This is a genomic window from Glutamicibacter sp. NPDC055354 (genome assembly GCF_053644955.1).
On sequence record NZ_JBSHMB010000001.1, the window covers coordinates 720,316 to 742,439 of the forward strand.

20 protein-coding genes and 1 pseudogene are annotated in these 22,124 nt (G+C 60.8%); 7 read left to right on the forward strand and 14 right to left on the reverse strand.

All coding sequences use genetic code 11. The features are described from left to right. The first annotated feature begins 48 nt into the window (after window positions 1-48). Window positions 49-984, forward strand: a complete 936-nt coding sequence (locus tag ACWICV_RS03285; RefSeq protein ID WP_400289275.1) for an NAD(P)/FAD-dependent oxidoreductase — start codon at window positions 49-51, stop codon at window positions 982-984. A 677-nt stretch (window positions 985-1,661) separates the two neighbouring features. Beyond that, a complete protein-coding gene (locus ACWICV_RS03290; protein ID WP_013349123.1) occupies window positions 1,662-1,865 on the forward strand; it encodes a cold-shock protein in 204 nt (67 codons plus the stop codon). A gap of 304 nt (window positions 1,866-2,169) precedes the next feature. Here ACWICV_RS03290 and ACWICV_RS03295 read toward each other — a convergent pair whose 3' ends face one another. The 10 genes and pseudogenes from ACWICV_RS03295 to ACWICV_RS03340 all read right to left on the reverse strand — a co-directional run. After that, window positions 2,170-2,445: an FAD-dependent monooxygenase gene (locus tag ACWICV_RS03295; RefSeq protein WP_400289278.1), complete on the reverse strand. Its 276-nt coding sequence runs from the start codon at window positions 2,443-2,445 to the stop codon at window positions 2,170-2,172. Between the two features lie 34 nt (window positions 2,446-2,479). Next, on the reverse strand, window positions 2,480-3,751 hold the full coding sequence (locus ACWICV_RS03300; protein ID WP_400289280.1) for an MFS transporter: 1,272 nt from the start codon (window positions 3,749-3,751) through the stop codon (window positions 2,480-2,482). A gap of 450 nt (window positions 3,752-4,201) precedes the next feature. Continuing rightward, on the reverse strand, window positions 4,202-4,561 hold the full coding sequence (locus ACWICV_RS03305; protein ID WP_133833298.1) for a hypothetical protein: 360 nt from the start codon (window positions 4,559-4,561) through the stop codon (window positions 4,202-4,204). A 532-nt stretch (window positions 4,562-5,093) separates the two neighbouring features. After that, window positions 5,094-6,068: a class 1b ribonucleoside-diphosphate reductase subunit beta gene (nrdF, locus tag ACWICV_RS03310; protein ID WP_105658533.1), complete on the reverse strand. Its 975-nt coding sequence runs from the start codon at window positions 6,066-6,068 to the stop codon at window positions 5,094-5,096. Window positions 6,069-6,282: 214 nt separating this feature from the next. Then, entirely contained in the window at window positions 6,283-8,421 is a 2,139-nt protein-coding gene (gene nrdE, locus ACWICV_RS03315; RefSeq protein WP_105658532.1) for a class 1b ribonucleoside-diphosphate reductase subunit alpha, read from the reverse strand. After that, complete coding sequence (gene nrdI / locus ACWICV_RS03320; protein WP_105658531.1) at window positions 8,418-8,903, reverse strand: class Ib ribonucleoside-diphosphate reductase assembly flavoprotein NrdI; 486 nt, start codon at window positions 8,901-8,903, stop codon at window positions 8,418-8,420. The genes nrdE and nrdI overlap by 4 nt, the downstream gene beginning before the upstream one ends. 42 nt (window positions 8,904-8,945) lie before the next feature. Next, entirely contained in the window at window positions 8,946-9,176 is a 231-nt protein-coding gene (gene nrdH, locus ACWICV_RS03325; protein ID WP_013349130.1) for a glutaredoxin-like protein NrdH, read from the reverse strand. 514 nt (window positions 9,177-9,690) lie between these two features. Further along, entirely contained in the window at window positions 9,691-10,428 is a 738-nt protein-coding gene (locus ACWICV_RS03330; RefSeq protein WP_454090745.1) for a YggS family pyridoxal phosphate-dependent enzyme, read from the reverse strand. Window positions 10,429-10,503: 75 nt separating this feature from the next. Continuing rightward, entirely contained in the window at window positions 10,504-12,228 is a 1,725-nt protein-coding gene (poxB, locus tag ACWICV_RS03335) for a ubiquinone-dependent pyruvate dehydrogenase (protein WP_454090744.1), read from the reverse strand. A gap of 265 nt (window positions 12,229-12,493) precedes the next feature. Beyond that, window positions 12,494-12,880, reverse strand: a pseudogene (locus tag ACWICV_RS03340) (Cmx/CmrA family chloramphenicol efflux MFS transporter); the annotation flags it as partial. 84 nt (window positions 12,881-12,964) lie between these two features. On the opposite strand from ACWICV_RS03340, the gene ACWICV_RS03345 reads away from it, so the two are divergent. Then, complete coding sequence (locus tag ACWICV_RS03345) at window positions 12,965-13,324, forward strand: cupin domain-containing protein (protein ID WP_454090743.1); 360 nt, start codon at window positions 12,965-12,967, stop codon at window positions 13,322-13,324. On the opposite strand, the gene ACWICV_RS03350 is transcribed toward ACWICV_RS03345, so the two are convergent. Then, entirely contained in the window at window positions 13,321-14,382 is a 1,062-nt protein-coding gene (locus ACWICV_RS03350) for a PLP-dependent cysteine synthase family protein (RefSeq protein ID WP_332488758.1), read from the reverse strand. The two genes, ACWICV_RS03345 and ACWICV_RS03350, sit on opposite strands and share 4 nt — an antisense overlap. 59 nt (window positions 14,383-14,441) lie before the next feature. Here ACWICV_RS03350 and ACWICV_RS03355 point away from each other — a divergent pair, with 59 nt between their 5' ends. Both ACWICV_RS03355 and ACWICV_RS03360 read left to right on the forward strand, forming a co-directional pair. After that, complete coding sequence (locus ACWICV_RS03355) at window positions 14,442-15,230, forward strand: hypothetical protein (RefSeq protein WP_105661401.1); 789 nt, start codon at window positions 14,442-14,444, stop codon at window positions 15,228-15,230. A gap of 117 nt (window positions 15,231-15,347) precedes the next feature. Beyond that, window positions 15,348-15,695 carry a hypothetical protein gene (locus ACWICV_RS03360; protein ID WP_105658525.1) on the forward strand — a complete coding sequence of 116 codons (348 nt, stop codon included), beginning with the start codon at window positions 15,348-15,350 and terminating at the stop codon, window positions 15,693-15,695. Window positions 15,696-15,768: 73 nt separating this feature from the next. Here the strand turns inward: ACWICV_RS03360 and ACWICV_RS03365 are convergent, their stop codons facing one another. After that, window positions 15,769-18,306 (reverse strand): esterase-like activity of phytase family protein, encoded by a 2,538-nt coding sequence (locus ACWICV_RS03365; RefSeq protein WP_454090742.1) that lies wholly within the window; start codon window positions 18,304-18,306, stop codon window positions 15,769-15,771. Between the two features lie 178 nt (window positions 18,307-18,484). Between ACWICV_RS03365 and ACWICV_RS03370 the strand changes: the two genes are divergently transcribed. Continuing rightward, window positions 18,485-19,330 (forward strand): 3-hydroxyacyl-CoA dehydrogenase, encoded by an 846-nt coding sequence (locus tag ACWICV_RS03370; RefSeq protein WP_181148916.1) that lies wholly within the window; start codon window positions 18,485-18,487, stop codon window positions 19,328-19,330. Here the strand turns inward: ACWICV_RS03370 and ACWICV_RS03375 are convergent. After that, window positions 19,327-19,737: a hypothetical protein gene (locus ACWICV_RS03375; protein WP_332595379.1), complete on the reverse strand. Its 411-nt coding sequence runs from the start codon at window positions 19,735-19,737 to the stop codon at window positions 19,327-19,329. The two genes, ACWICV_RS03370 and ACWICV_RS03375, sit on opposite strands and share 4 nt — an antisense overlap. Window positions 19,738-19,767: 30 nt before the next feature. On the opposite strand from ACWICV_RS03375, the gene ACWICV_RS03380 reads away from it, so the two are divergent. Next, on the forward strand, window positions 19,768-21,450 hold the full coding sequence (locus tag ACWICV_RS03380; RefSeq protein WP_402473296.1) for an ABC-F family ATP-binding cassette domain-containing protein: 1,683 nt from the start codon (window positions 19,768-19,770) through the stop codon (window positions 21,448-21,450). On the opposite strand, the gene ACWICV_RS03385 is transcribed toward ACWICV_RS03380, so the two are convergent. Then, window positions 21,447-22,067, reverse strand: coding sequence for an AmiS/UreI family transporter (locus ACWICV_RS03385; protein ID WP_454090741.1), 621 nt, complete (start codon window positions 22,065-22,067; stop codon window positions 21,447-21,449). The two genes, ACWICV_RS03380 and ACWICV_RS03385, sit on opposite strands and share 4 nt — an antisense overlap. Between the last annotated feature and the right edge of the window lie 57 nt (window positions 22,068-22,124).

Here is a 22,124-nt window from a genome sequence, read left to right on the forward strand (position 1 = left end):
AACGTCGATACCGTGGACACAACATCACAAATAGCAGGGAGAGGAATCATGGAACATTTCGAAGCGATCATTATCGGCGGCGGCAGTGCCGGGCTCGCGGCCGCAGTCACATTGGGCCGCTCACGGCGTACCGTCCTGGTCATCGACGAGGGAAATCCGCGAAACGCGGCAGCGCAGCATGCCCACAACGTTCTGGGAAACGAGGGCATCAACCCGCTGGACCTCCTGGCCCGCGGACGGCAGGAAGCGATTGGCTATGGTGCGCGGATCATCGAAGGCGGGGTGGAGAACCTCACCGGTTCGCTGGACACCGGATTCAGCGTCTCTGCTGCAGGGAATACCTTTAGTGCCGAAAGAATCGTGCTGGCAACGGGCCTCATTGATGATTTGCCGTCGATTCCGGGGCTGGCCCAAGCATGGGGTGATACCGCGATCCATTGCGCATACTGCCACGGCTGGGAAGTGCGTGACCAGGAGATCCTGGTACTCGGAATCGGCCCCATGAGCACGCACCAAGCAATGATGTTCAGCCAGCTCAGCTCGAAGATCACCTTCGTCAACCACACCCCGGATGCATTGAATGATGAAAATCGCGCGACACTTGCCGCATTGGGAATACCGGTGGTTGAGCAGCCAGTGAAAGCAATCGATTTCGATACCCAAGGGACTCTGGATTCAGTCACACTGGCAGACGGCCAGAAGATCAGCGCTCAAGCTCTGGTCGTAGCAAGCCGAATGAACGCACAAGCCTCGCTCTATCTGAAGCTCGGCGGACAGCTTGCCGAGCACCCGCTTGGCACCTTCATCCAGGTCAATGAAATGGGTGCCACAGCCCTGCCAGGGGTTTATGCGGCAGGGAATGCCAGCAACCTAGGTGCGATGGTCATGGCAGCAGCCGCAGCCGGAACGATCGCCGGAGCAGCCATAAATGCGGATCTGCTCGGACATCAGCTAGCTAAGGTCCAGGCGCAAGCGAATCCGTAACTGCTGGCTCTACCCCTTCGGGCACCGGCCCAAACGGGGTAGAGCCAGGGCCGCAGGGTGAGCATGAAAATAGCCCGCATCAATTTTCCGGAAAAATAATATTTACTAAAACACTAGTCAACAAACAAATAACGAATGTCGATGCAACGATTTGCATTGCCAAAACGCCCAAGTATCACGCATCACGCCCCACGGACCAGCGATCAATGGTACGCTTGATTTGTTACCTCAACGGTTGCAGGTGTGAGTCCCCGCCAGTAATTGTTAGCAGTAGGATTTGTAGCACAGCCAACAAATCGTCTGTGCTTTACAAATCGGTTCATCGATCTTCAGATCGAATGAGCTCCTATCGAAACGAATTCTTCATCTTCTCTTCTTCACTGCAGATAAAACATCTCGACGACTCCGTACGTCACTTTTCTGTGGATTCCTTGTTCTACTCCGCTAGCGTGGGGTCATTACCCGTTAGCAGCCTGGAATCCGACGATGTTTAAGCAAGTGCAGCGACCCCCGTTTTGGCCGATACCGGCAAAATCAGTATTCGATTCTCCGTATCGACGGCAGGCGAATCGTTCTCGGCAGCTCTGCGCGAGGTAACCCCTAAATTTTCCGATTCGGAACTTCGGATCGGCAACCAGGCCACATCGTGGCCAATCAATAAATAAGGATATAACACTATGGCCACTGGCACCGTGAAATGGTTCAACGCTGAAAAGGGCTTCGGCTTCATCGCTCCTTCGGATGGATCGGCTGACGTCTTCGCACACTACAGCGCAATCCAGAGCTTCGGTTTCCGTAGCCTCGAAGAGGGCCAGACTGTTGAGTACACCCTGGAAGCTGGTCCAAAGGGCCCACAGGCAACCAACATCCAGGCTCGCTAAGAGACTTTCTTCAAAGGTGTAGTTCCCCGCAAGGTTGGAACTGCACCTTTGTTGCTTTTAACCGGTTCTTAGCTGCAGGCTTCGACCGGAGGACGTTCCCGAAGAACCCCAACGCCAAGCAATCTACCTGGCAGTTCCGTCTGCTTCGGGGCAAGCGGAAAGCAGCAGCTATCGGCATCGGCAGCCGGAATTCAGCTCGGAATTCGACTATCAACTGCACGGGCTAGTAGATTGCGGAAACTCCACTGTGGCGCCACGGCAATGAATCGACAAGGGAGCTGCATTCGCGACAGGTTAGGAACGGTTACCGGCGATCCGTTGGAGACCGGACTACTTGCCTGGGTAACTTTGCTGAACCCGATTCTTCGAATTCGCCCACCAGTCCCAGTTCATCGAGCACGTACAAAGTTGACGGACAGATGGTGCCACCGCGAAAGTCCCTGAGGAACTCACCGTGCTTGCCATAAACCGCTACTGGCACACCGCTGCGAGCAAGCATTAAACCGGCGGCCATTCCAGCCGGCCCTCCCCCAACTTTGATTGACCGCCTTCTGCCTGCCATGAATATGCTCTCCTGCATTTGAAAATGCCTATTACCGAATTGGATTTGCAGCCTACTCGTGAACAGTTCCAGCGCTATTAGACTTCATATTCACAGCGATCATGAACATCGCGAAAATCAACAGCACCACGGCCAGTCCGCGGAACCCTACAGCTGCCAAAATTGGGCCAGCGGTGAGACCGCCAAGCACACCAGCCAGATTCATGCAGAGGTCCGACGTGCCCTGCAACTTCGGACGTTCGGCAAGGCCAACTGATCCAGTAATCATCGTTGCGCCTGCAACCGTCGACGCCGACCAACCGAGGCCTAGGCTAAGCAACGCCAAAGTTGTCACGGTATGGTTCTCTGCATTGCTCCATACCAAGATGCTTGCGGTAACTAGCAACGCCTGCCCGGTAAAGATGACCGTTCGTGGACCTAGCATATCTGTGAGCCAGCCAAAGACTGGTGAGAGCGCATACATCCCCGCAACATGGACCGAAATGGTGATCCCGATGAGCGTGAGGCTTGCCCCTTGATGCTGCATGTGAATTGGAGTCATCGACATCATGGACACCATATAAAGATGAGTCAAGGCGACGGTAAGCACGGCACGCCTGGCAGCAGAAGTGTTTCTTAGGATGCTCCAGCCGCGGCGGCGAAGCTGAACCTCACTCGCTTGGGCAGCCGCCTGACGCTGTGCGATCTGCAACGGATCGGGACGCAAGCCCAGCCAATAAACAAGAACCCCTACCAGCTGGGCGCACATCGCAATAAGAAAGCCACCGGTAAACGGTGGAAGGCTAATGAACTGCGCTAGCTCTTCTCCAGGTTCAAATAAATTCGGGCCGATGACTGCACCCGCAGTTGTTGACCACACAACCAGGGAAAGGTCACGGCCTCGTGTAGCCGTGGTGGACAAGTCGGTGGCGGCGAATCGAGATTGGAGGTTCATTGCCGAACCTGTTCCCAGAACCAGCATTCCAAGCAGCAGCAATGGCCAGTATCTCAGAAAAGCTGCGGCAATGATGACGACAACACCGCTGGCTGCCAGCAATGCGCCGGTCGACAGCGAAATACGCCGGCCGAACTTCTGGGCAAGCAATGCCAAAGGCAACGCCATGATGGCAGCACCTAAAGTATTCATGGTCGCGGCCATGCCAGCCAATGCATCGAGTCCGGAAATGCTTACGATCAGCAGCGACCCCAAAGTCAGGGTTGCGCCACCGCCTAGACCTCCAAGAATTTGTCCCGCAGCGAGGACGGAAATCGACTTGCGTCGAATCCGCTGAATCTGCTGGTCGTCCAATGAACGCTGTTCATCCGAAGTGGATTCGATCTGCACATTGACTCCCCCGCATTTATAGCTACCTGTACTGTCTAAGTATCTACTATTTATCTCCGAGCGTTGATTGCGCCGCTGTGCATAACTATGGACCCACCGAAGCTGGGCTATAGCCGGAGTGGTCGCATCCCCATGAATTTCCAATTCAATGGGCTAGGTAACTCACCTTGATTGCGGATCCGCATCTGTCGACGCTCGAATAATACTGGCGTATCGCTCTGCCGGGTCAGCAGACAGTCCCACTTTAAGTTCACGGTTCACATCAACAGCGAACACCTCTGCGGCTCCGGATTGGAGTCCATCTCGCGGTCTTCAGACCCCAGTTTGGCTGAGCCGTCGGCGAAGGCGCAAAATTTCGGACCCGTATGTGAGATCGGTCCTTCCGAATAGGGCAACGGCGACGCATGCTTCTGTGGAAGCATACCGAGATTGCTATTACGCCTACTCAAGTTACTCGTTTTCACGAATCGCTGCCGCAGGCAGCTTACCTTTCGCTGCCTCAAGACCACTGCCTCCAAAGCTCAAAATACGTGCCTTGTCCGGCGCAGTCTCGATCGTTTCCATGACGTGCACCGCGAAGAGCGCCACTTGAGCTTCAAATGGTTCCAGTTGAGGCCAGAACTCTTCGCCACCAGATTGAACCGCGTGATTGAGCACTTCTTCGAAAGTGCAGTCGAATGCATATAGCTCTTGGGAGTCCGCATACCGCAAGAATACGTATCCATCTTCAGCAGGAGGCACAATAAAGACCTCGCCAAGCCCCGATAATTGGTGTTTCAATCGCTCCAGTTTGCCTGACAAGCTAGGCATTTGGACCCCCATTCTTGCTTTGGCAGAGAACCATAATGATGCAGCGATCTGATTATTCGGCCGCCGTGCTGAGGTCGCTCTCTTCTGCTTTTGTGCCCGAAGGAGTTTTTGCCGTAAGAGGCTGGACTCGCGTGGATGCTAGTCAAACCTCATTGCTCACGATACCTGCGAAATCTCGCCAGTTCGCGTTCATCTGCGGTTGCGGGCCAGGTTGCTTCCGCCCATGCCATAATTCCCCGCGATCTGGCGGTTGTCCTTGCCTCAATGGGGATACTGCGAGAACGAGTTCCAGATTTCATAACCGCTGCTCACCGCGGAAACGGGACATTTGTCCACGCACCGGGTTCGCACGTGATAACTATTGGCGGTTCCAACACCACAGGAGCCCCAAGTTCTTGCTCGGTACACCGCTGACGTACCGTTAGCCCAGCCGGATACGTCAAGTTCGGAACTGTTTAAATGCCAGCAGGCCCGGACTCTGCATGAGTCCAGGCCTGCTGGCCATCACCAATTAGGCTGAAGATTTTCTAGATTAGAAATCCCAGTCTTCGTCTTCGGTGTTCACTGCCTTGCCGATCACGTACGACGAACCGGAACCGGAGAAGAAGTCGTGGTTCTCATCAGCGTTCGGGCTCAACGCAGCCAAAATCGCTGGCGACACATCGGTCACGGTCGACGGGAACATTGCCTCATAGCCCAGGTTCATCAGCGCCTTGTTGGCGTTGTAGTGCAAGAACTTCTTGACGTCCTCGGACAGGCCTACCGGATCATAGAGATCGTGGGTGTACTGGACTTCATTTTCGTACAGTTCATACATCAGCTCGAAGGTGTAGTCCTTCAGCTCCTGCTTGCGCTCCTCGGTCTCGTTTTCCAGACCCTTCTGGAACTTGTATCCGATGTAGTAACCGTGAACAGCTTCGTCGCGGATGATCAGGCGGATCAGGTCTGCAGTGTTGGTCAGCTTCGCATGCGAGGACCAGTGCATTGGCAGGTAGAAGCCCGAGTAGAACAAGAACGATTCGAGCAGGGTCGAAGCAATCTTGCGCTTCAGTGGATCTTCGCCGTGGTAGTAGCTCTCAATGATCTGAGCCTTCTTCTGCAGGTTCACATTTTCAGTGGACCAGCGGAAGGCTTCGTCGATTTCCTTGGTCGATGCCAAGGTCGAGAAGATCGAGGAGTAGCTCTTTGCGTGTACCGATTCCATGAAGGCAATGTTGGTGTACACGGCTTCTTCGTGTGGGGTGATCGCATCTGGAATCAGCGAAACAGCGCCAACGGTGCCCTGCAAGGTATCAAGCAGGGTCAGACCGGTGAAGACGCGCATGGTCAGCAGCTTCTCGTCTTCGGTCAGGGTTCCCCACGACTGGATGTCGTTGGACAGCGGCACCTTCTCCGGCAGCCAGAAGTTATTGACGAGACGGTTCCAGACCTCTACGTCCTTGTCGTCCTGGATACGGTTCCAGTTGATTGCCTCAACCTTGTTGGTGAGCTGAATCTTCTCGGTCATTGCCCCTCATCGAAAAGCTAAATCGTATTAAGAACTTTGCTTACAACTCTACCGTTCTTTCGAACGCCACCTGTACAGCAAGGCCCCAAGTTATTGTCAGATCGCTGACACGATCTGAGGTCGTTTTGATATGCAACAGCTGCCGTTGGACGAAACCATGCGGCAGCTGTTGCGTGATGCCATTGCCCGGCCAACCGGTCAATGGATCAAGGTCTTACAGTGCGCAGGAAACGCAGCCTTCAACCTCGGTGCCTTCCAGCGCAAGCTGGCGAAGGCGGATGTAGTACAGGCTCTTGATGCCCTTGCGCCATGCGTAGATCTGAGCCTTGTTGATGTCACGGGTGGTGACAGTGTCCTTGAAGAACAAGGTCAGCGACAGGCCCTGGTCTACGTGCTGGGTTGCGGCAGCGTAGGTGTCAATGATCTTCTCGTAGCCGATTTCGTAAGCGTCTTCGTAGAAGTCGATGTTCTCGTTGTTCATGTAAGGAGCCGGGTAGTAAACGCGGCCGATCTTACCTTCCTTGCGGATCTCGATCTTCGCTGCGACCGGGTGGATCGAGGAAGTCGAGTTGTTGATGTACGAGATCGAACCGGTGGGAGGAACTGCCTGCAAGTTCTGGTTGTAGATGCCGTGCTCCATGACAGAAGCCTTCAGCGCCTTCCAGTCTTCCTGGGTAGGAATCTGCATGCCGTCGAACAGCTCGCGGACGCGCTCGGTAGCTGGAGCCCATTCCTGCTCGGTGTACTTGTCGAAGAATTCACCGGAGGCGTACTTCGAGTTCTCGAAGTTATCGAAGGTCTCGCCGCGCTCCATGGCGATCTTGTTCGATGCAGTCAGTGCATGGAACAGGATCGTGTAGAAGTAGATATTGGTGAAGTCGATGCCTTCTTCGGAGCCGTAGTAGATGTGCTCGCGGGCCAGGAAGCCGTGCAGGTTCATCTGGCCCAGGCCGATGGCGTGCGACTTGCTGTTGCCGTCAGCAATCGAAGGAACCGAGGCGATGTAGGACATGTCCGAGACTGCGCTCAGGGCACGGATGGCGATGTCTACCGAGGTAGCCAGATCCTTGCCGTCCATGGCCTTGGCGATGTTCATCGAACCGAGGTTGCAGGAGATGTCCTTGCCGACGGTCTTGTAGCTCAGATCGTCAGAGAACTCCGAAGCGGAGGAAACCTGGAGGATTTCCGAGCACAGGTTCGACATGGTGATGCGGCCGGCAATCGGGTTGGCCTTGTTCACGGTGTCTTCGAACATGATGTACGGGTAACCGGACTCGAACTGGATCTCGGCCAGGGTCTGGAAGAACTCGCGGGCGCTGATCTTCGTCTTCTTGATCCGAGCGTCGTCTACCATCTCGTAGTACTTCTCGGTGACGGAGATTTCGCTGAACGGTACGCCATAGACGCGCTCGACGTCGTACGGGCTGAACAGGTACATGTCTTCGTTCTTGCGAGCCAGCTCGAAGGTGACATCCGGAATAACAACACCCAAGGACAGGGTCTTGATACGGATCTTCTCATCAGCGTTTTCGCGCTTGGTGTCCAAGAAGCGGTAGATATCCGGGTGGTGTGCGTTCAGGTAAACGGCACCTGCGCCCTGGCGTGCACCGAGCTGGTTTGCATAGGAGAAGGAATCTTCAAGAAGCTTCATCACCGGGATGACGCCGGAAGACTGGTTCTCGATCTGCTTGATCGGCGCACCGTGCTCACGCAGGTTGGTCAGCGACAGGGCAACGCCACCTCCGCGCTTGGACAGCTGAAGCGACGAGTTGACTGCGCGGGCAATCGATTCCATGTTGTCTTCGATGCGCAGCAGGAAGCAGGAGACGAGTTCGCCACGCTGTGCTTTGCCGGCGTTCAGGAAGGTTGGGGTGGCAGGCTGGAAGCGGCCTTCAATGATTTCATCGACCAGGTGCATGGCCAGCTTTTCATCGCCACGTGCCAGGTGCAGGGCAACCATGCATACGCGGTCTTCGTAGCGTTCCAGGTAGCGCTTGCCATCGAAGGTCTTCAGCGTGTACGAGGTGTAGAACTTGAAGGCGCCCAAGAAGGTTTCGAAACGGAACTTCTTGCCGAAGGCGTGCTTGAACAAATCCCGGATGAAGTTCATCGAGTACTGATCGAGGGTTTCACGCTCGTAGTACTCGTGCTTGACCAGATATTCAAGCTTCTCATCGAGGTCATGGAAGAACACGGTGTTGTTGTTCACGTGGTCCAAGAAGTACTGGCGAGCCGCGTAGCGGTCCACCTCAAACTGGATCTTTCCATCTGGTCCGTAAAGGTTCAGCATGGCGTTGAGGTCGTTGTAGCTCAAGCCCTGGAACTGGGCTGGGAGCTCCTTTGAGCTATTCATCGTTGCTGCCGGTTCTGCGACGCTGGTGTCCAAAAGGTTTCAAGCCCTTCTTTGACGTTGAGAACGTCTTCTGAGGTTCCCATAATTTCGAATGTGTAAAGCACGGGTACGTTGCATTTCTCGGCAATGCGTTTTGCCGCAATGCAGTAGTACTCGCCAAAGTTTGTGTTCCCTGCACCGATCACGCCGCGAAGATTCACGCGGTTCGCTTCATGCCGCAGGAACTTCATGATCTGCGGCATGATCGAGCGCTTGCCACGCTCTCCGCCATAAGTGGGTATGAGCAGCACGTATGGTGCAGTTGAGATCAGCTGCGGTTCGGTCGCATAGACCGGAATCCGTGCGGCATCCATCTCAAGTTTGTCCACGAAACGCTTGGTGTTCTCCGAAACAGATGAAAAATAGATCAGTTTCGAATCGGTGAGTTCCAGCGGTTCCTGGGCCTCAGCATTTTGCCTATCGGCAAGCGCTGCAGGTGACATTGCTTTTCGCCTCCACTACAAGCTAGCGGATGGAATTCTTGATTAGTTGGCTGGAGCCAGCAGCTCGATCTTGTCTGGGCGGAAGCCCGACCAGTGATCGTCATCGGTGATTACGACTGGTGCCTGCATGTAGCCCAAGCCACGAACGTGCTCCAAGGCTGCCGCATCCTGAGAGATGTCTACCTTGTTGTACTCGACACCCTTCTTATCCAGCGCGCGGTACGTAGCGTTGCACTGAACGCAGGAAGGCTTCGTGTAAACCGTGATGGCCATGTCCCTGATCCCCTTTAAAAAGTCTTTGTTTCGGCTAGGATCCCGGATTTTCGGAAAAGTCCTAGCCATCCTCTCGGATGCCTCAAAACCACTGTTTCGAGGTGCTTCTGGTGCGAGCCGCACCGACGGGTTCAATACTACATCTTGTGTTTGGCGGGTCAAGCGGCCACAACATGATGTATTACAAGTATGTCATTCATCCACGGCAACGTCCACAGGAACTGTGGATATTAACCCCCGATTAAACCGCGATTTCTCGCGGACTCGAGACCTTTGTCCACAGGTTGGCAGAAGTCCGCTGTGGGTTAAAAATTCTTCTTGTGAGATGTTCGTCGGCGTGTTCTGCACCCTCCATGTAGTTCGGGGTACACGGTGTGCACCACTACATGTAGTGTCGCCCCTGGCACCCACAGTTTGGCCGACGCGCGGCCGGCTGTGGAGAACGCGCAGCAAGGGCAGCTGGCGATTTGCCAGCTGCCCTTGCAACGAAGCTCAGTGGCGACGCAGAAGCGTCTTAGGCCGGGTAGGCGCGGGCACCGAAGATTCCCTGGCCTACACGCACGACGGTGGCCCCCTCGGCGATGGCCAGCTCGTAGTCGCCGCTCATGCCCATGGACAGGTGCTGGAAGCTTTCAGGAGCATCCTGTTGCAATTGGTCACGAGTTTCGCGCAGCAACGCAAAGCTGCCACGGATGGATGCTTCGTCCTTGGTATTTGCGGCCATGGTCATCAAGCCCACTGGCGTCAAGCGATCCAGCGGCGCCAAGCCGCCAAGCAAGTCCGCTGCCCCGGCAGCTTCGATGCCTGATTTGCTTTCCTCGCCGGAGGTATTGACCTGGATGAAGACTTCAAGCGTCCGATCCTCTGCCTCCAAACGGCGTTGCAGGGTCTGTGCCAGTTTCAGCGAGTCCAAGGCATGGAATTCATCAGCGAACTTCGCCACGAACTTCGCCTTGTTGGTCTGCAAGGGACCGATAATCGCATAACGCAGGTGCGGGAAATCCTCGCAGAAGTGCTCGTACTTGCCTTGGGCCTCTTGGACCTTGTTCTCCCCCAGCGTGTCCACACCGGCAGCAATGGCCAATGCCAAGCGATCGAAATCGATGGTTTTGGTGACCGGCAGCAGCCGAACTGAGCCAGCGTCGCGGCCGGCGGCCAGCGCCGCCGCGGCGATCTTCTGGTTGACAGCAGTCAGGTTGCGGGTGAAATCCTCGATGGTGGCCGCGTGGGTAGCGGCAGGTTGCGAAGCCAAAGCGCCAACTTTCTTGATGTCACAAACGTGTTGCTGGTGCCAAGGGCACCAGCAACAAGCATAGGCATAAAAGGGCTAGAACAATTGCCGCCAATTGGTTTTAGCCAGATTCAGCAGCTCGTCGCCACGCCCGGAGAGCACGGTGCGTATGGCATACAAGGCAAATCCCTTGGCTTGTTCCAACTTGATTTCCGGTGGCATCGACATCTCCTGGCGGTCGGTCACTACATCCAGCAGCGCAGGACCGTCATGGGCCAGGAATTCTTGCACCGTGGCTTCAAGCTGCGCCGAATCATCTACCCGGTAGCCCTTGAGCCCCGAGGCGGTAGCCACGGCCCCGAAGTCGGGGTTGTGCAGATCGGTGGCGTAGGTGACGAACCCGGCGGCCTTCATTTCCAGTTCCACGAAATTCAGCGAGGAGTTGTTGAACACCACGATCTTGATCGGCAGCTTGTTCTGCGTGGCGGTCAGCAGCTCACCGAGCATCATGGCCAATCCGCCGTCCCCGGCGAAGGCGATAACCTGACGCTGCCGGTCAATTGCCTGGGCGCCCAGGGCATGGCACAGTGCGTTGGCCATGGAACCGTGGTTGAAGGAGCCGAGCACCCGTCGCTTGCCGGTCATGGTCAGGTAGCGGGCCGCCCAAATCACCGGGGATCCCACATCGGCGGTGAAAATCGCATCCTCATCTGCGTGCTGGTCGATCAGCCGGGCCAGATACTGAGGATGGATTGCAGCACCCGGCTTGGAGGGCGTGGCGAGCTCGTCGAGCTTCGTACGGGTCTTGCGGTAATGCTCCACCGCTGTCTCCAGGTGCTTGCGGTGGGTCTGCACCGGCAGCAGCGCATCCAGAGCCGCCGCGGTGTCCTTCACGGTGCCCACCAGCGGGATGTCCACCCGGGTGCGCTTGCCGATCTGCTCGCCGCGGATATCCACCTGGATGATGGTCGCGTCCTGCGGGTAGAACTGCTGGTAGGGGAAGTCGGTGCCCAGCATCAGGAGCACGTCGCATTCGGCAATCGCCTTGGCGCCCGAAGCGAAACCCAGCAGGCCCGTCATGCCCACATCGAAGGGGTTCTCGTACTCGATATGCTCCTTGCCTCGCATCGCATGCACGATCGGCGCCCCGAGCTTGCCAGCCAGCGCGATCACCTCGTCATGAGCTCCTGCCACGCCCGCACCGGCCAGAATGGTGACCTTGCGCGAGCCTTCGAGGATCTCTGCGGTACGCTCCAGCTCGTCTTCATTGGGCAGCACCCGCGGGTTGGTCTTGGTGATTTCCTGGGTGGGCGTGCGTTCCATCTCCGCCAACGCGACATCGCCGGAAATCACCAGTACTGCCACGCCGCGCTTCTCGATGGCCTCGCGCATCGCAATGCGCAGCATGCGCGGCATCTGCTTGGGGTCGGCAACCTGTTCGGCATAGACCGAGCAGCCACGGAAGACTTCCACCGGGTGGGTCTCCTGGAAGTAGTTGGAACCGATCTCCTCGGTAGGGATGTGCGCTGCAATCGCCAGCACCGGCACGCGCGAGCGGTTCGCGTCGTACAGCCCGTTGATCAGGTGCAGGTTCCCCGGTCCGCAAGAGCCGACGCATACCGTCAGCTCTCCGGTGATTCCGGCTTCGGCCGCCGCGGCAAAGGCAGCGGCTTCCTCATGGCGGTGGTGGACCCATTCGATCCGCCCGTTCTCCCGCAATGAATCGGTCAAGCCGTTCAGGGAATCCCCCGGAAGGCCGTAAATCCGGCGCACTCCCTGGGTATCGAGCTGTTCAATCAGGTGGTCGGCTACGGTAGGCAAAACATTCCTCCTGCACACAATTTTCCAGTGGGTCTATTCTTCACCCTACTGCGCCAGCCACCTTGTGTCATGGGTTTTTGACGCTGCCGCAGGTTCCTCCCAACACACCGGCAGGTGGCGCACGCAACGAGCGCAAATTACGGGGCAACGCCGGCTACCCCGCACCGGTGCACCCCGCGGCGGATCATCGATGGGAGCCAGCCGTGGTATCCAACAGCATGCGCCGGCTCAGCAGCATGGCCAAGGGAGCGGCCGCCGACAATGCCGAGGCCGCGTAGAGCACCCGCGCAATCACGGTGCTGCCGACGCCGAGAATCAGGAAAACCTGGATGAAGACAAGGCAGAGCAGCGCCATGGGATGCGACGCGGTCCAAGCCAACACGACCCAACCGGCCAGCAGCAGCGGTCCTCCGGAGAAGAGCACCAGGCCCGGTCGCCGATCCGATAGGCGCCCTGCGCTGGTTACGCCGAGGAAGGATCCGAGCCCGAACAGGACCAGCGCGGCCCAAACCCATCCCTCGGCCACGCCGGCGGTGATAGCCGCAACCGGCGCAATGAAGGTGAACGCCGCGAAGGTGCCCCCGTTGACCAGCGCTCCCAGTGCCATGGCCAGGATGAGCGGCCGCGTGGCCAACTGGCTCAGTTCGGCACGCACCGCGGCACCGCCGGGTGGACCGGGGCGCTGCCCGCCATTGGATAGGCTGGAAGCTTCAGCAGAGAACTTCAAGGAGAGACGATGCCCGAACCGCGCCGCATGGCCAATACCACCGAGCTGGCCGCAGGAAAAACCAACGGAGCGATCTGGAAGCTGGAACCCGGGCAACGCGACCTCGACGCCAACGTGATCTCGCTGGCCCCGTCCGGAGAGATCGGGGAGCATCAGGGCCCGGAGCTGGACGTGGTGATGCACGTCTTCGCCGGCTCCGGGGTGCTGCATACCGCCAGCGGATCCATCGAGCTGGCCATCGGCGACATCATCTACCTGCCCGCCCGCTCCCAACGGCGCTTCGTGGCCGGCGAAGCGGGCCTGGGCTACTTCTCGGTGCACCAGCGCAAGAAGCGGGCCGGGCTCATGCCCGCACTGCGTGGCAGCTAGCTCCAGGCCCCGGTCTGGATGAAGCGCTCCAGCTGCGCGGCGTAGGGCTCCAGGTCCAGGCCCTGCTCGGCCACCCACTGCTCGTTGTAGTAGGTGTTCGCGTAGCGCTCGCCGGAGTCGCAGATCAGCGTCACCACCGAGCCCTGCTCGCCGCGTTCGAGCATCTGGGCGATGATCCCGAACGCCGCATAGAGGTTGGTCCCGGTGGAGCCGCCGGCAAAGTAGCGGGTCTTGGCGCGCAGGAAATGCATGGCTGCCAGCGAGGCGGCATCGGGCACCTGCACCATCTGGTCGATTACCCCTGGCACGAAGCTCGGTTCCACGCTGGGCCGGCCGATCCCCTCGATGCGCGATCCCTGCCCCGTCGCGTAGCCCATGTCCCCGGTGCGCCATCCCCCGTAGAAGGAGGAGCCTTCCGGATCGCCCACGCAGATCCTGGTTTCGTGCCGCTTGTAGCGCGCATAGCGCCCGAAGGTGGCGCTGGTGCCGCCGGTCCCGGCGCCGACCACGATCCAGCTGGGTATCGGGTGGGCTTCGGCGGCCATCTGCGCGTACACCGACTCGGCAATGTTATTGTTCCCGCGCCAATCCGTCGCCCGCTCGGCATAGGTGAACTGGTCCAGGTAGTAGCCGCCGGTTTCGGCCGCCAGCGCGCGGGCCGCCTCATCGACCTGGCCGGCCGCGTCCACCAGGTGGCAGCGCCCGCCGTAGAACTCGATCAGCTCGATCTTCTCGCCGCTGGTGGATTTGGGCACCACCGCGATGAAGTCCAGCCCCAGCATCCGCGCGAAGTACGCTTCGGAAACGGCCGTGGATCCGCTGGAGGCCTCCACCAGCGTGGTGCCTTCGCCGATCTTCCCGTTGACCAGCCCGTAGAGGATCAGCGAGCGTGCCAGCCGGTGCTTGAGCGAACCGGTGGGGTGCACCGACTCATCCTTCAAATAGAGCTCGATCCCCCAGTGGGCGGGAAGTTCGAAGCGATGCAGGTGGGTGTCGGCGCTGCGGTTCGCGTCAGCGTCGAGCAGGGAAATGGCACGGCGTACCCAAAGATCTGTCATGCCTCCACTCTAACCGTGGCGAACGGTTTTAACCTTGGCGGCGTGGTACCTTCGGAATCGTGAAAAGAAGGCTGGTTACCGGCGGTTATGCCGCCATCATCCTGCTCGGCTTGGGCTGGGCGGCGTGGGCAGTGCTTTCCGCCGCCGGGCTGGAAACACTCGCCGGCGGGTGGATGGGGCAGGACGCCACCGTCACCTCGGTGCCGCGCATCGGGCAGCTGCCCTGGTTCGGGCTGATGGCCGCAGTGGCGTTCTACGCGATCTGGCAATGCCTGCCGCAAGAACGCACCGGGTTCCATCGGCGGCTGCGCCCCTGGGTGCTCGGCGCGGTGCTGTGCAATGCGCTGTGGGTGGCGTTCTTGGAGCGCGACCGCATCGGCACTTCGCTGGTGTTCGGCCTGCTCCTGCTGGCATTGCTGATCCGCATCGTGGTGATGATCGGCAAGACCCCTGCCCTGCAGCAAGTGGACCGGTGGATTACCCGCGCCAGTTTCGGGCTGTTCACCGGGTGGCTTTCGGTGATCGTGCTGGCCGAAACCGTCGCCTTCGCCGCCCTGTCCGGGGCCGACGCCAGCTCCCTGATGTTCAAGGGCGCCTGCGCCCTGTCGGTGCTGCTCCTGGCGCTGTTCCTCAGCGCGGTGAGCTTCAAGAATCCCATGGGGATCTACCTGAACGCCGGCGCGCTGTGGGTGATCGGCTGGATCATCGTGGACCGCTACACCGGCCACGCCACCTCTCCCGGGTTTGCCACGGTGCTTTCGATCGCGGCGATCCTGATGCTGCTGTGCCTGCTCAGCGCGCTGCGGACCCGCATTCGCAAGCTGCGCCCGCCCGCAGCCTCCCAGTAAATTCCCAGTTCGCAGTCAGCGCAACGGCGCGGCCTTGAGTGCCCACCCCCGGATGGCTAGGCTGGGAGCTGAGACCTCAAGGTCCACCAGACTCAAGGTCCATCAGAGAGGAACAACATGTCGAAGACTGCCAAGAGCTTGAAGCAAGTTGAAAAGTCGCTGGCGAAACTCGCCAAGGCTGCCAAGGAAGAGCTGCCGAAGGAAATCCGTGGCGGCTGGAACGAGGCCGTCTCCGGTGTCAACACTGAAGCCATCAGCAAGGCCGGCGCCAACCTGATCGAGAATGTCGGCGGGAATTCCAAGGCCGCCAAGCGTGCCCGCGCCTCGGTGGAGAGCGCTGTGCAGGCCGCGCAGAAGAACCTCGCCGCCCAGGACAAGAAGTCCGGCAATGGCGGCAAGTTCCTGGTCATCTCGCTGATCATCGCCGTCGTGGCCGCGGTCGTGATTTCGCAGAAGAAGAACTAGCTGTCAATCCCGAAGGCGTGGCACCTGCATAGGTGCCACGCCTTCGCTGTTTTCCCGGTACCTTCCGTGCGGCCTACTTCGCGCGGGCCCGTGCGGTCTTGAGGGCCGCCGCCGCGCCGAGCAGCGCGATCACTGCACCCACCGGAATCAGCCAGAAGCTGTTCGCACCGGTGGCTGCGAGCTCTTCGCCGGCTTCCGGCTGGGCTGGCCGCGTCTCCTGCGGCGCCTGGGGCGCCTGGGACTGGCCGGCTTCCCGGGTCGGCTCCGGGACCTGTGCAGGGAATTCCCCGCTCGGCTGCGGCGACGGGTTCCGGGTTGGTTCCGCGGCTAGCTCTTCGTCCTGGTCCTTGCCCTCTTCTTCGCCGGGCTCCTCGCTGGGTGCCTGGCCGGCCAGATCGAACACTTCATCCGTCGCACCGAGGTTCGCGAAGACGGTCTCGCCGGTGGCCTCATCCACCGCATCGTTATCGGTCACCACGTAGACCTGGCCATCGGCTACCGCCAGCCCCTCCAGCTTCTCCTGGGTCCAGCCGCTGGTTTCCTGCAGGACCGGCAGCGCATCGGCCGCCAGCTTCTTCTGCACCAGCGGCACTTCTCCTGCCTGGGCCTGCGGAAGCCGGAACTGGTAGACCGCCTTGTGCTTGGCGTCCGGCCCCACCTGGTTATCGCGCTCGATCACCGCGTAGGAGCCATCGGGCAGCGCGGTGATTTCCGACAGGCCATGCCATGCGCCTTCGGCTGCCGGGTCCAGCTGGTAGCCGTACCAGCTGAACTCGCCGGTGGACGGGAGGTATTTGCCCAGGCGGACGACGTCCTCGCCGGGCAGTTCGCGCTGCACCGCGAACACCACTTCTTCCTGCTTCCCGGACCCGGTCGCGGCGATGCCTTCCAGCCCGTGCTTGCCCAGCCCTGAAAGTGCAGGCAGCGCGATTTCTTCCTGCACCGCACCGGCCGCGTCGATGAGCACCAGCAGGTTGTCCGCCCCGGTTTCCCCTTCATGGGCGGCCCAGAATCCGCCGTCCGCGCGCGCGGCAATGCCTTCCAGATCCAGTTCGACGCTGGCCGAGGTGACCGCCATCGAGGATTCAACGGTGGCCGGGGTCCCGGTTTCCAGGGTGTAGATGCGCGGCTGGTACGCGTTGTCGCTGACCGCGAAGAGCTGCGAAGCATCGGCCGGGTTGGCCGACAGGCCGCTGAGCGCACCGAAAGGCACCGGATCGGCGGCATCCGAGGACAGCTGCGGGAACTGCGGCGCGGCGGCACCGAAGGAGTACAGGGACACCGCCGAGCGCACCTGGCCCTCATCGGTTTCCGAGGCGATGGCCAGCAGGTTGCGCCCGGGGATCAGCAAGATCCCTTCCGGGCCGTTGGTAGTCGGCAAGCTTTGCAGATAGCGCGGGCTGGATGGCTCGGACAGGTCGTACACGGCCACGAAGTTCCCGCGTTCGGCCGCGATGAATCCGTAGTCCACGCCGCCGAATTCGGCGATGGCCAGCCCTTCGGGCTCAACGCCCTTCTTCCCTGCGCGCTGCTCCGGGAACAAGCCCTGGGATAGCGCGAGGTGCTCGAAGCTATTGCCGGCATCCCACACCACGTCGCCGGTGGCGGAATCGAAGATCGTGAATCCGCGGCTGCCGCCCTTCCAGTCGCCCTCATTGGCCGTGGCCAGATAGCGGTCCTGGATCCAGCCGATGGCATCGGGCTCGCGCGGCACGCCCTTCAGCTCCCCGCTGGGATCGAGCACGCCGTCCTTTTCGGTGTCGATCCCCGCCAGATCCACGGTCCCGGTGCTGAAGGCGCCGGTAATCCCGCCCGAGGCCAGGTCCACCAGCACCACGCCGTTGTTTTCCTGGAGGGTTGCCGCCAGCTGGTTCTTCTCGTTGATCGTGACGTACTCGGGCTCGGGGTCTTGCGGGGTGTCGAGACCGGCCGCGGCCAGCAGCGGCAGCGCAATCGGTTCGGTGCGGGAACCGGAGGTGAGCGGGACTTCGCGCAGCTTCCAGCCGGCCGGGTCCGCGCCTTGCAGGTCCATGATGGCGATCGATCCGGCCGGGGCTTGCGGCAGCGCGCCTTCGCCGGCATCCTCGTCGCGTTCATTCTCGATGGCGATGCCCGCGTAGGCACCGTCGGCAGACAGCGCGATGGAATCGGGCTGGCCTGGCAGCGCAAAACTGTGCACAAGCGTGCGGTCGGCAATCCGCACCACATCCACCCGTCCCGAGGGGTCGCTGTAGCTGGCCGAGGTGTTCACCACCACGAACACGTAGTCGCCGTAGGCGGCCACGCTGGTGGGCTCGTCCTCGGCGCTGCCCAGCTGGTGCAGGCCCAGCAGGCCCAGGCCCTTCGGTGCGGCAGGGTTGGAAATGTCCAGGAAGCCGACGCTGCGCGAGAGCGCATCGGAGTAGATCAGCGTGTTGCCGTCCGCCGATACGGTGGAGATTTCTGCGGCGGTCTGGGCCGCGGCGCCCTCGGGGTGGTTCTGGTAGACCGGGTAGGTGGCCTCGCGTTCGAAGTACTCACGCGGGTCCGCGGCGGCGGCTAGCGGCGACAGGCTCGCGGCGATGACGGCGGCGGCCAGGACTCCCGGGGCCTTCTTGGATATGCGGTGCACGTAATTCTCCCCCATGCTGGTTGCGGATGACTCCCCAAGAGTTCCAGCACCACCTAGCCAGAAAGTGAATCTTCGGCAACTGGCAGCCAACCAGCAGGTGTCGGGCGTTCTCCCGCTCACATTTAGTTGAAATTGCGCAACTAAAAGCGGAGAGTGAAGCTGTACCCCAAGGAGAATCATGGAACTGCAACGCATCACCGTTCTGGGCACTGGCGTGCTCGGCGCACAAATCATCTTCCAAACCGCCTACCACGGCTTGCCTGTCATCGGCTACGACATCAGCGAGCAAGCGCTGGCCGCCGCAAACCAGCGGCTGGATGCCCTGGTTGCGCAGTACGCCCAGTACTTCGGGAACCCGCAGAAGGCCCAATCCGCCCGCGAGTCCATCGAACTGACCAGCGATCTGGCCGACGCGGTGCGGGAGGCCGACCTGGTCATCGAGGCGGTGCCCGAGAATCTGGAGATCAAGGCGCAGACCTACCGGAAGCTGGCCGTGCTGGCCCCCGAACAGGCCATATTCGCCACCAATTCATCGACCCTGCTGCCCTCGGATATCGCCGAATTCACTGGCCGCCCCGGACAATTCCTCGCCCTGCACTATGCCAACCACATCTGGTCCAACAACACCGGCGAAGTCATGGGCACACCAGCAACCTCCCCCGAAGCCTACGAAGCAGTGGTCGATTTCGCCGAGCGTACCGGGCTGGTCGCGATCCGGGTGCTCAAGGAGCAGCCGGGCTACGTGCTGAACTCGCTGCTGGTCCCCTTCCTGCAGTCCGCCAGCCACCTGCTCGTCAACGGGGTCGCCGATGCGCAGACCATCGACAAGACCTGGAAGCTGGGCACCGGGGCACCGCATGGGCCGTTCGAGATCTACGACATCGTGGGGCTGAACACCGCCTACAACATTTCCCGTGCAGGCGATGCAACCAGCCAGAAGTTCGCCGAGCTGCTCAAGACCCAGTACATCGACCAGGGCAAGCTCGGCGCGGCGGCCGGCGAAGGGTTCTACAAGTACAACTAGCCGCCGCGCGGCGCGCCACCAGGCAGGGGCGCGCCCTCATCCCAGTCGGCCAGCGGCGGAAGGCTCTTCGGATCCGCTACTTCCAGTCCCACCACGATCCAGTCGTGGTCGAAATCCGTGCCTTCGGGAACATGCAGGGTATCGACCACCGGGACAGGGCCACCTGCCAGTCCCCCGGCCTTCGCCGCACGTTCATGATCCCGGTACTGGATGCGCACCACCCGGGCGGCGACTGCTGCCACGGGCACCCCCGTGCCATCGAAGGTGCCGTGGTCATCGAGCTCGAAGGAAATTTCCCCGCGCCCATTGCGCACCTGGGCCAGCTGCCAGCGCACGTGATCGCCTACCGAAAACGCTGAATGGCAGCAGGCATGGAGCGCTCCGTAGATTTCTACTGTGATCTGCATGTTCGGCAATCTACCCGATAGGATTGCCAGGTGGCCCATATAGACGTGACAGACATCCAGTATTTCCTTTCCGACGGCACCCAGCTTCTGGGCGGTGCGGCCTTCAAGGTCACCGCCGGCTCCAAGACCGCGCTGATCGGACCCAACGGCACCGGCAAGACAACCCTGTTCAAGATCATCGCAGGAGACCTGAAGGCCGACGAAGGCTCCATCAACCGCACCGGCACCCTGGGCATCATGCGCCAATTCGTCGGGCAGGTGCGCGACGACTCCACGGTGAAGGACCTGCTGCTGTCCACCGCCGCACCGGCTTTGGCCCAGGCCGCCGCCAAGGTCGCCGAGTACGAAGCCAAGATGCTCACCAGCGAGGACGAGAAAGTCCACATGCGCTACGCCGAGGCGATCATCGAGTGGGGCGACGCCGGCGGCTACGAGCTGGAAACCACCTGGGACAAGGTCTGCATGGCCGCCTTGGGCATCGGGTTCGACAAGGCCCGGGACCGGCTGGCGCGCACCCTGTCCGGCGGCGAGCAGAAGCGCCTGGTCCTCGAAGCGCTCTTCGAAGGCAACGACGAACTGCTGCTGCTCGACGAGCCGGATAACTACCTTGACGTGCCCGGCAAGCGCTGGCTGGAAGAGATCATGTCCCGCTCCAACAAGACCGTGCTGTTCATCAGCCACGACCGCGAGCTGCTGGACAACGCCGCCACCCGCATCGTGACCCTGGAACCGGGCCACGGCGGGGCCACCGCCTGGGTGCACGGCGGCGCGTTCGGCTCCTATGTGGAAGCCCGCAAGGAGCGCAACGAGCGCTTCGAGGAGCTGCGCAAGCGCTGGGACGAGGAGCACGCCAAGCTCAAGGAACTGGTCAACATGTACAAGACCAAGGCCGCGTTCCGCTCCGACATGGCCAACCGCTACCAGGCGGCCACCACCCGGCTGGAGAAGTTCCTGGAGGCCGGCCCGCCGCAGGCGATCCCGCTGGAGCAGAACGTGCAGATGCGGCTGAAGGGCGGGCGCACCGCCAAGCGCGCGGTCGTGGCCGAAAAGCTCGAGCTGACCGGCCTGATGAAGCCCTTCAATACCGAAATCTGGTTCGGCGACCGGGTGGGCGTGCTGGGTTCGAACGGCTCGGGCAAGTCGCACTTCCTGCGCCTGCTGGCCTCCGGCGGATCCGATCCGGAGCGCGAGCACCTGCCGGTCTCCGATGTGGTGATCGCCCCGGTGGCGCATGCCGGCACGGTGAAGCTGGGAGCGCGCATCCGCCCGGGCTACTTCGCCCAGACCCACAGCCGCCCGGACCTGTTTGGCCGAACCCTGCTCGAAATCCTGCACCGCGGCGACGAGCACCGCTCCGGAATGCCGCGCGAGGCAGCGGCCGGAGCGCTGGATGGCTACGGGCTGGCAGCGCAGTCCGAGCAGAAGTTCGAATCGCTCTCCGGAGGCCAGCAGGCGCGCTTCCAGATCCTGCTGCTGCAGCTCTCGGGGGCAACCCTGCTGCTGCTCGATGAGCCCACCGACAACCTGGACCTGCACTCGGGCGAAGCCCTGGAGCGTGCCATCGACGCGTTCGAGGGCACGGTGCTGGCGGTGACCCACGACCGCTGGTTCGCCCGCGGCTTCGACCGCTTCCTGGTCTTCGGCTCCGACGGCACCGTCTACGAGTCCGACGAGCCGGTCTGGGACGAGGCCCGGGTGCAGCGCAAGCGCTAGGCTGCCTCCTGCATGGAGCGCCAGGTGCTGCGGGCTTTCCAGCAGCTGAATCCGGCGGCCGCGGCCAGCACGCAGAGGGCGGCCCAACCCGCAGCCGGCGACGTGGACCACCGCTCGTTCTGCGCGAACAGCGCCGGGATAGTGCTGCTCGGGATGCCGGCGCTGAGCATCAACCATGCGGTGGCCACAGGCACCTGGACCGGGCCGAGCCGGCGCAGCCCCAGCCCGTCGGAGAGGAACAGGCCCAGCCACATCAGCGCCCAGGCCAGCCAGATGACCGCGAACAGCGGGTCCGGGCCGATGGACAGCACGCTCTTGTAGAGCGCGATCGCGGCCACGAACGCGCTGAACCAGCCCAGCGTGGCCGGGTCGAAACCGGACAGGGTGTTGAACCCGACCAGCAGATAGGTCATCCCGAACAGGTAGCTGGGCCAGGTGGCATTGACCAGTGCGATATCGCTGCCTGCCTGGCTGAGTATCAAGGTCGGCAACATGATCTGCAGCGCGCCGACCATCAGGTTGAGCACCGCCGCCGAGCGGGCCGGAATCCGGCCCAGCCCCACCAGCGCATTCACACTCAGAATCAGTCCTACGAATACGAGCCCCACATGGGCCATCTCATCCTCCACTCGCGAAGGGCACCCACGCCTGGCCGGTCGCCCACTGAGCTCAGT

What these genes read in the sequence shown, in the direction of transcription:
- ACWICV_RS03285 (WP_400289275.1), top strand. Translation starts at nt 49, where the DNA reads ATGGAACATTTCGAAGCGATCATTATCGGCGGCGGCAGTGCCGGGCTC.
- ACWICV_RS03290 (WP_013349123.1), top strand. Translation starts at nt 1,662, where the DNA reads ATGGCCACTGGCACCGTGAAATGGTTCAACGCTGAAAAGGGCTTCGGC.
- ACWICV_RS03295 (WP_400289278.1), bottom strand. Translation starts at nt 2,445, where the DNA reads ATGCAGGAGAGCATATTCATGGCAGGCAGAAGGCGGTCAATCAAAGTT.
- ACWICV_RS03305 (WP_133833298.1), bottom strand. Translation starts at nt 4,561, where the DNA reads ATGCCTAGCTTGTCAGGCAAACTGGAGCGATTGAAACACCAATTATCG.
- nrdF (WP_105658533.1), bottom strand. Translation starts at nt 6,068, where the DNA reads ATGACCGAGAAGATTCAGCTCACCAACAAGGTTGAGGCAATCAACTGG.
- nrdE (WP_105658532.1), bottom strand. Translation starts at nt 8,421, where the DNA reads ATGAATAGCTCAAAGGAGCTCCCAGCCCAGTTCCAGGGCTTGAGCTAC.
- nrdI (WP_105658531.1), bottom strand. Translation starts at nt 8,903, where the DNA reads ATGTCACCTGCAGCGCTTGCCGATAGGCAAAATGCTGAGGCCCAGGAA.
- nrdH (WP_013349130.1), bottom strand. Translation starts at nt 9,176, where the DNA reads ATGGCCATCACGGTTTACACGAAGCCTTCCTGCGTTCAGTGCAACGCT.
- ACWICV_RS03345 (WP_454090743.1), top strand. Translation starts at nt 12,965, where the DNA reads ATGCCCGAACCGCGCCGCATGGCCAATACCACCGAGCTGGCCGCAGGA.
- ACWICV_RS03350 (WP_332488758.1), bottom strand. Translation starts at nt 14,382, where the DNA reads ATGACAGATCTTTGGGTACGCCGTGCCATTTCCCTGCTCGACGCTGAC.
- ACWICV_RS03360 (WP_105658525.1), top strand. Translation starts at nt 15,348, where the DNA reads ATGTCGAAGACTGCCAAGAGCTTGAAGCAAGTTGAAAAGTCGCTGGCG.
- ACWICV_RS03370 (WP_181148916.1), top strand. Translation starts at nt 18,485, where the DNA reads ATGGAACTGCAACGCATCACCGTTCTGGGCACTGGCGTGCTCGGCGCA.
- ACWICV_RS03375 (WP_332595379.1), bottom strand. Translation starts at nt 19,737, where the DNA reads ATGCAGATCACAGTAGAAATCTACGGAGCGCTCCATGCCTGCTGCCAT.
- ACWICV_RS03385 (WP_454090741.1), bottom strand. Translation starts at nt 22,067, where the DNA reads ATGGCCCATGTGGGGCTCGTATTCGTAGGACTGATTCTGAGTGTGAAT.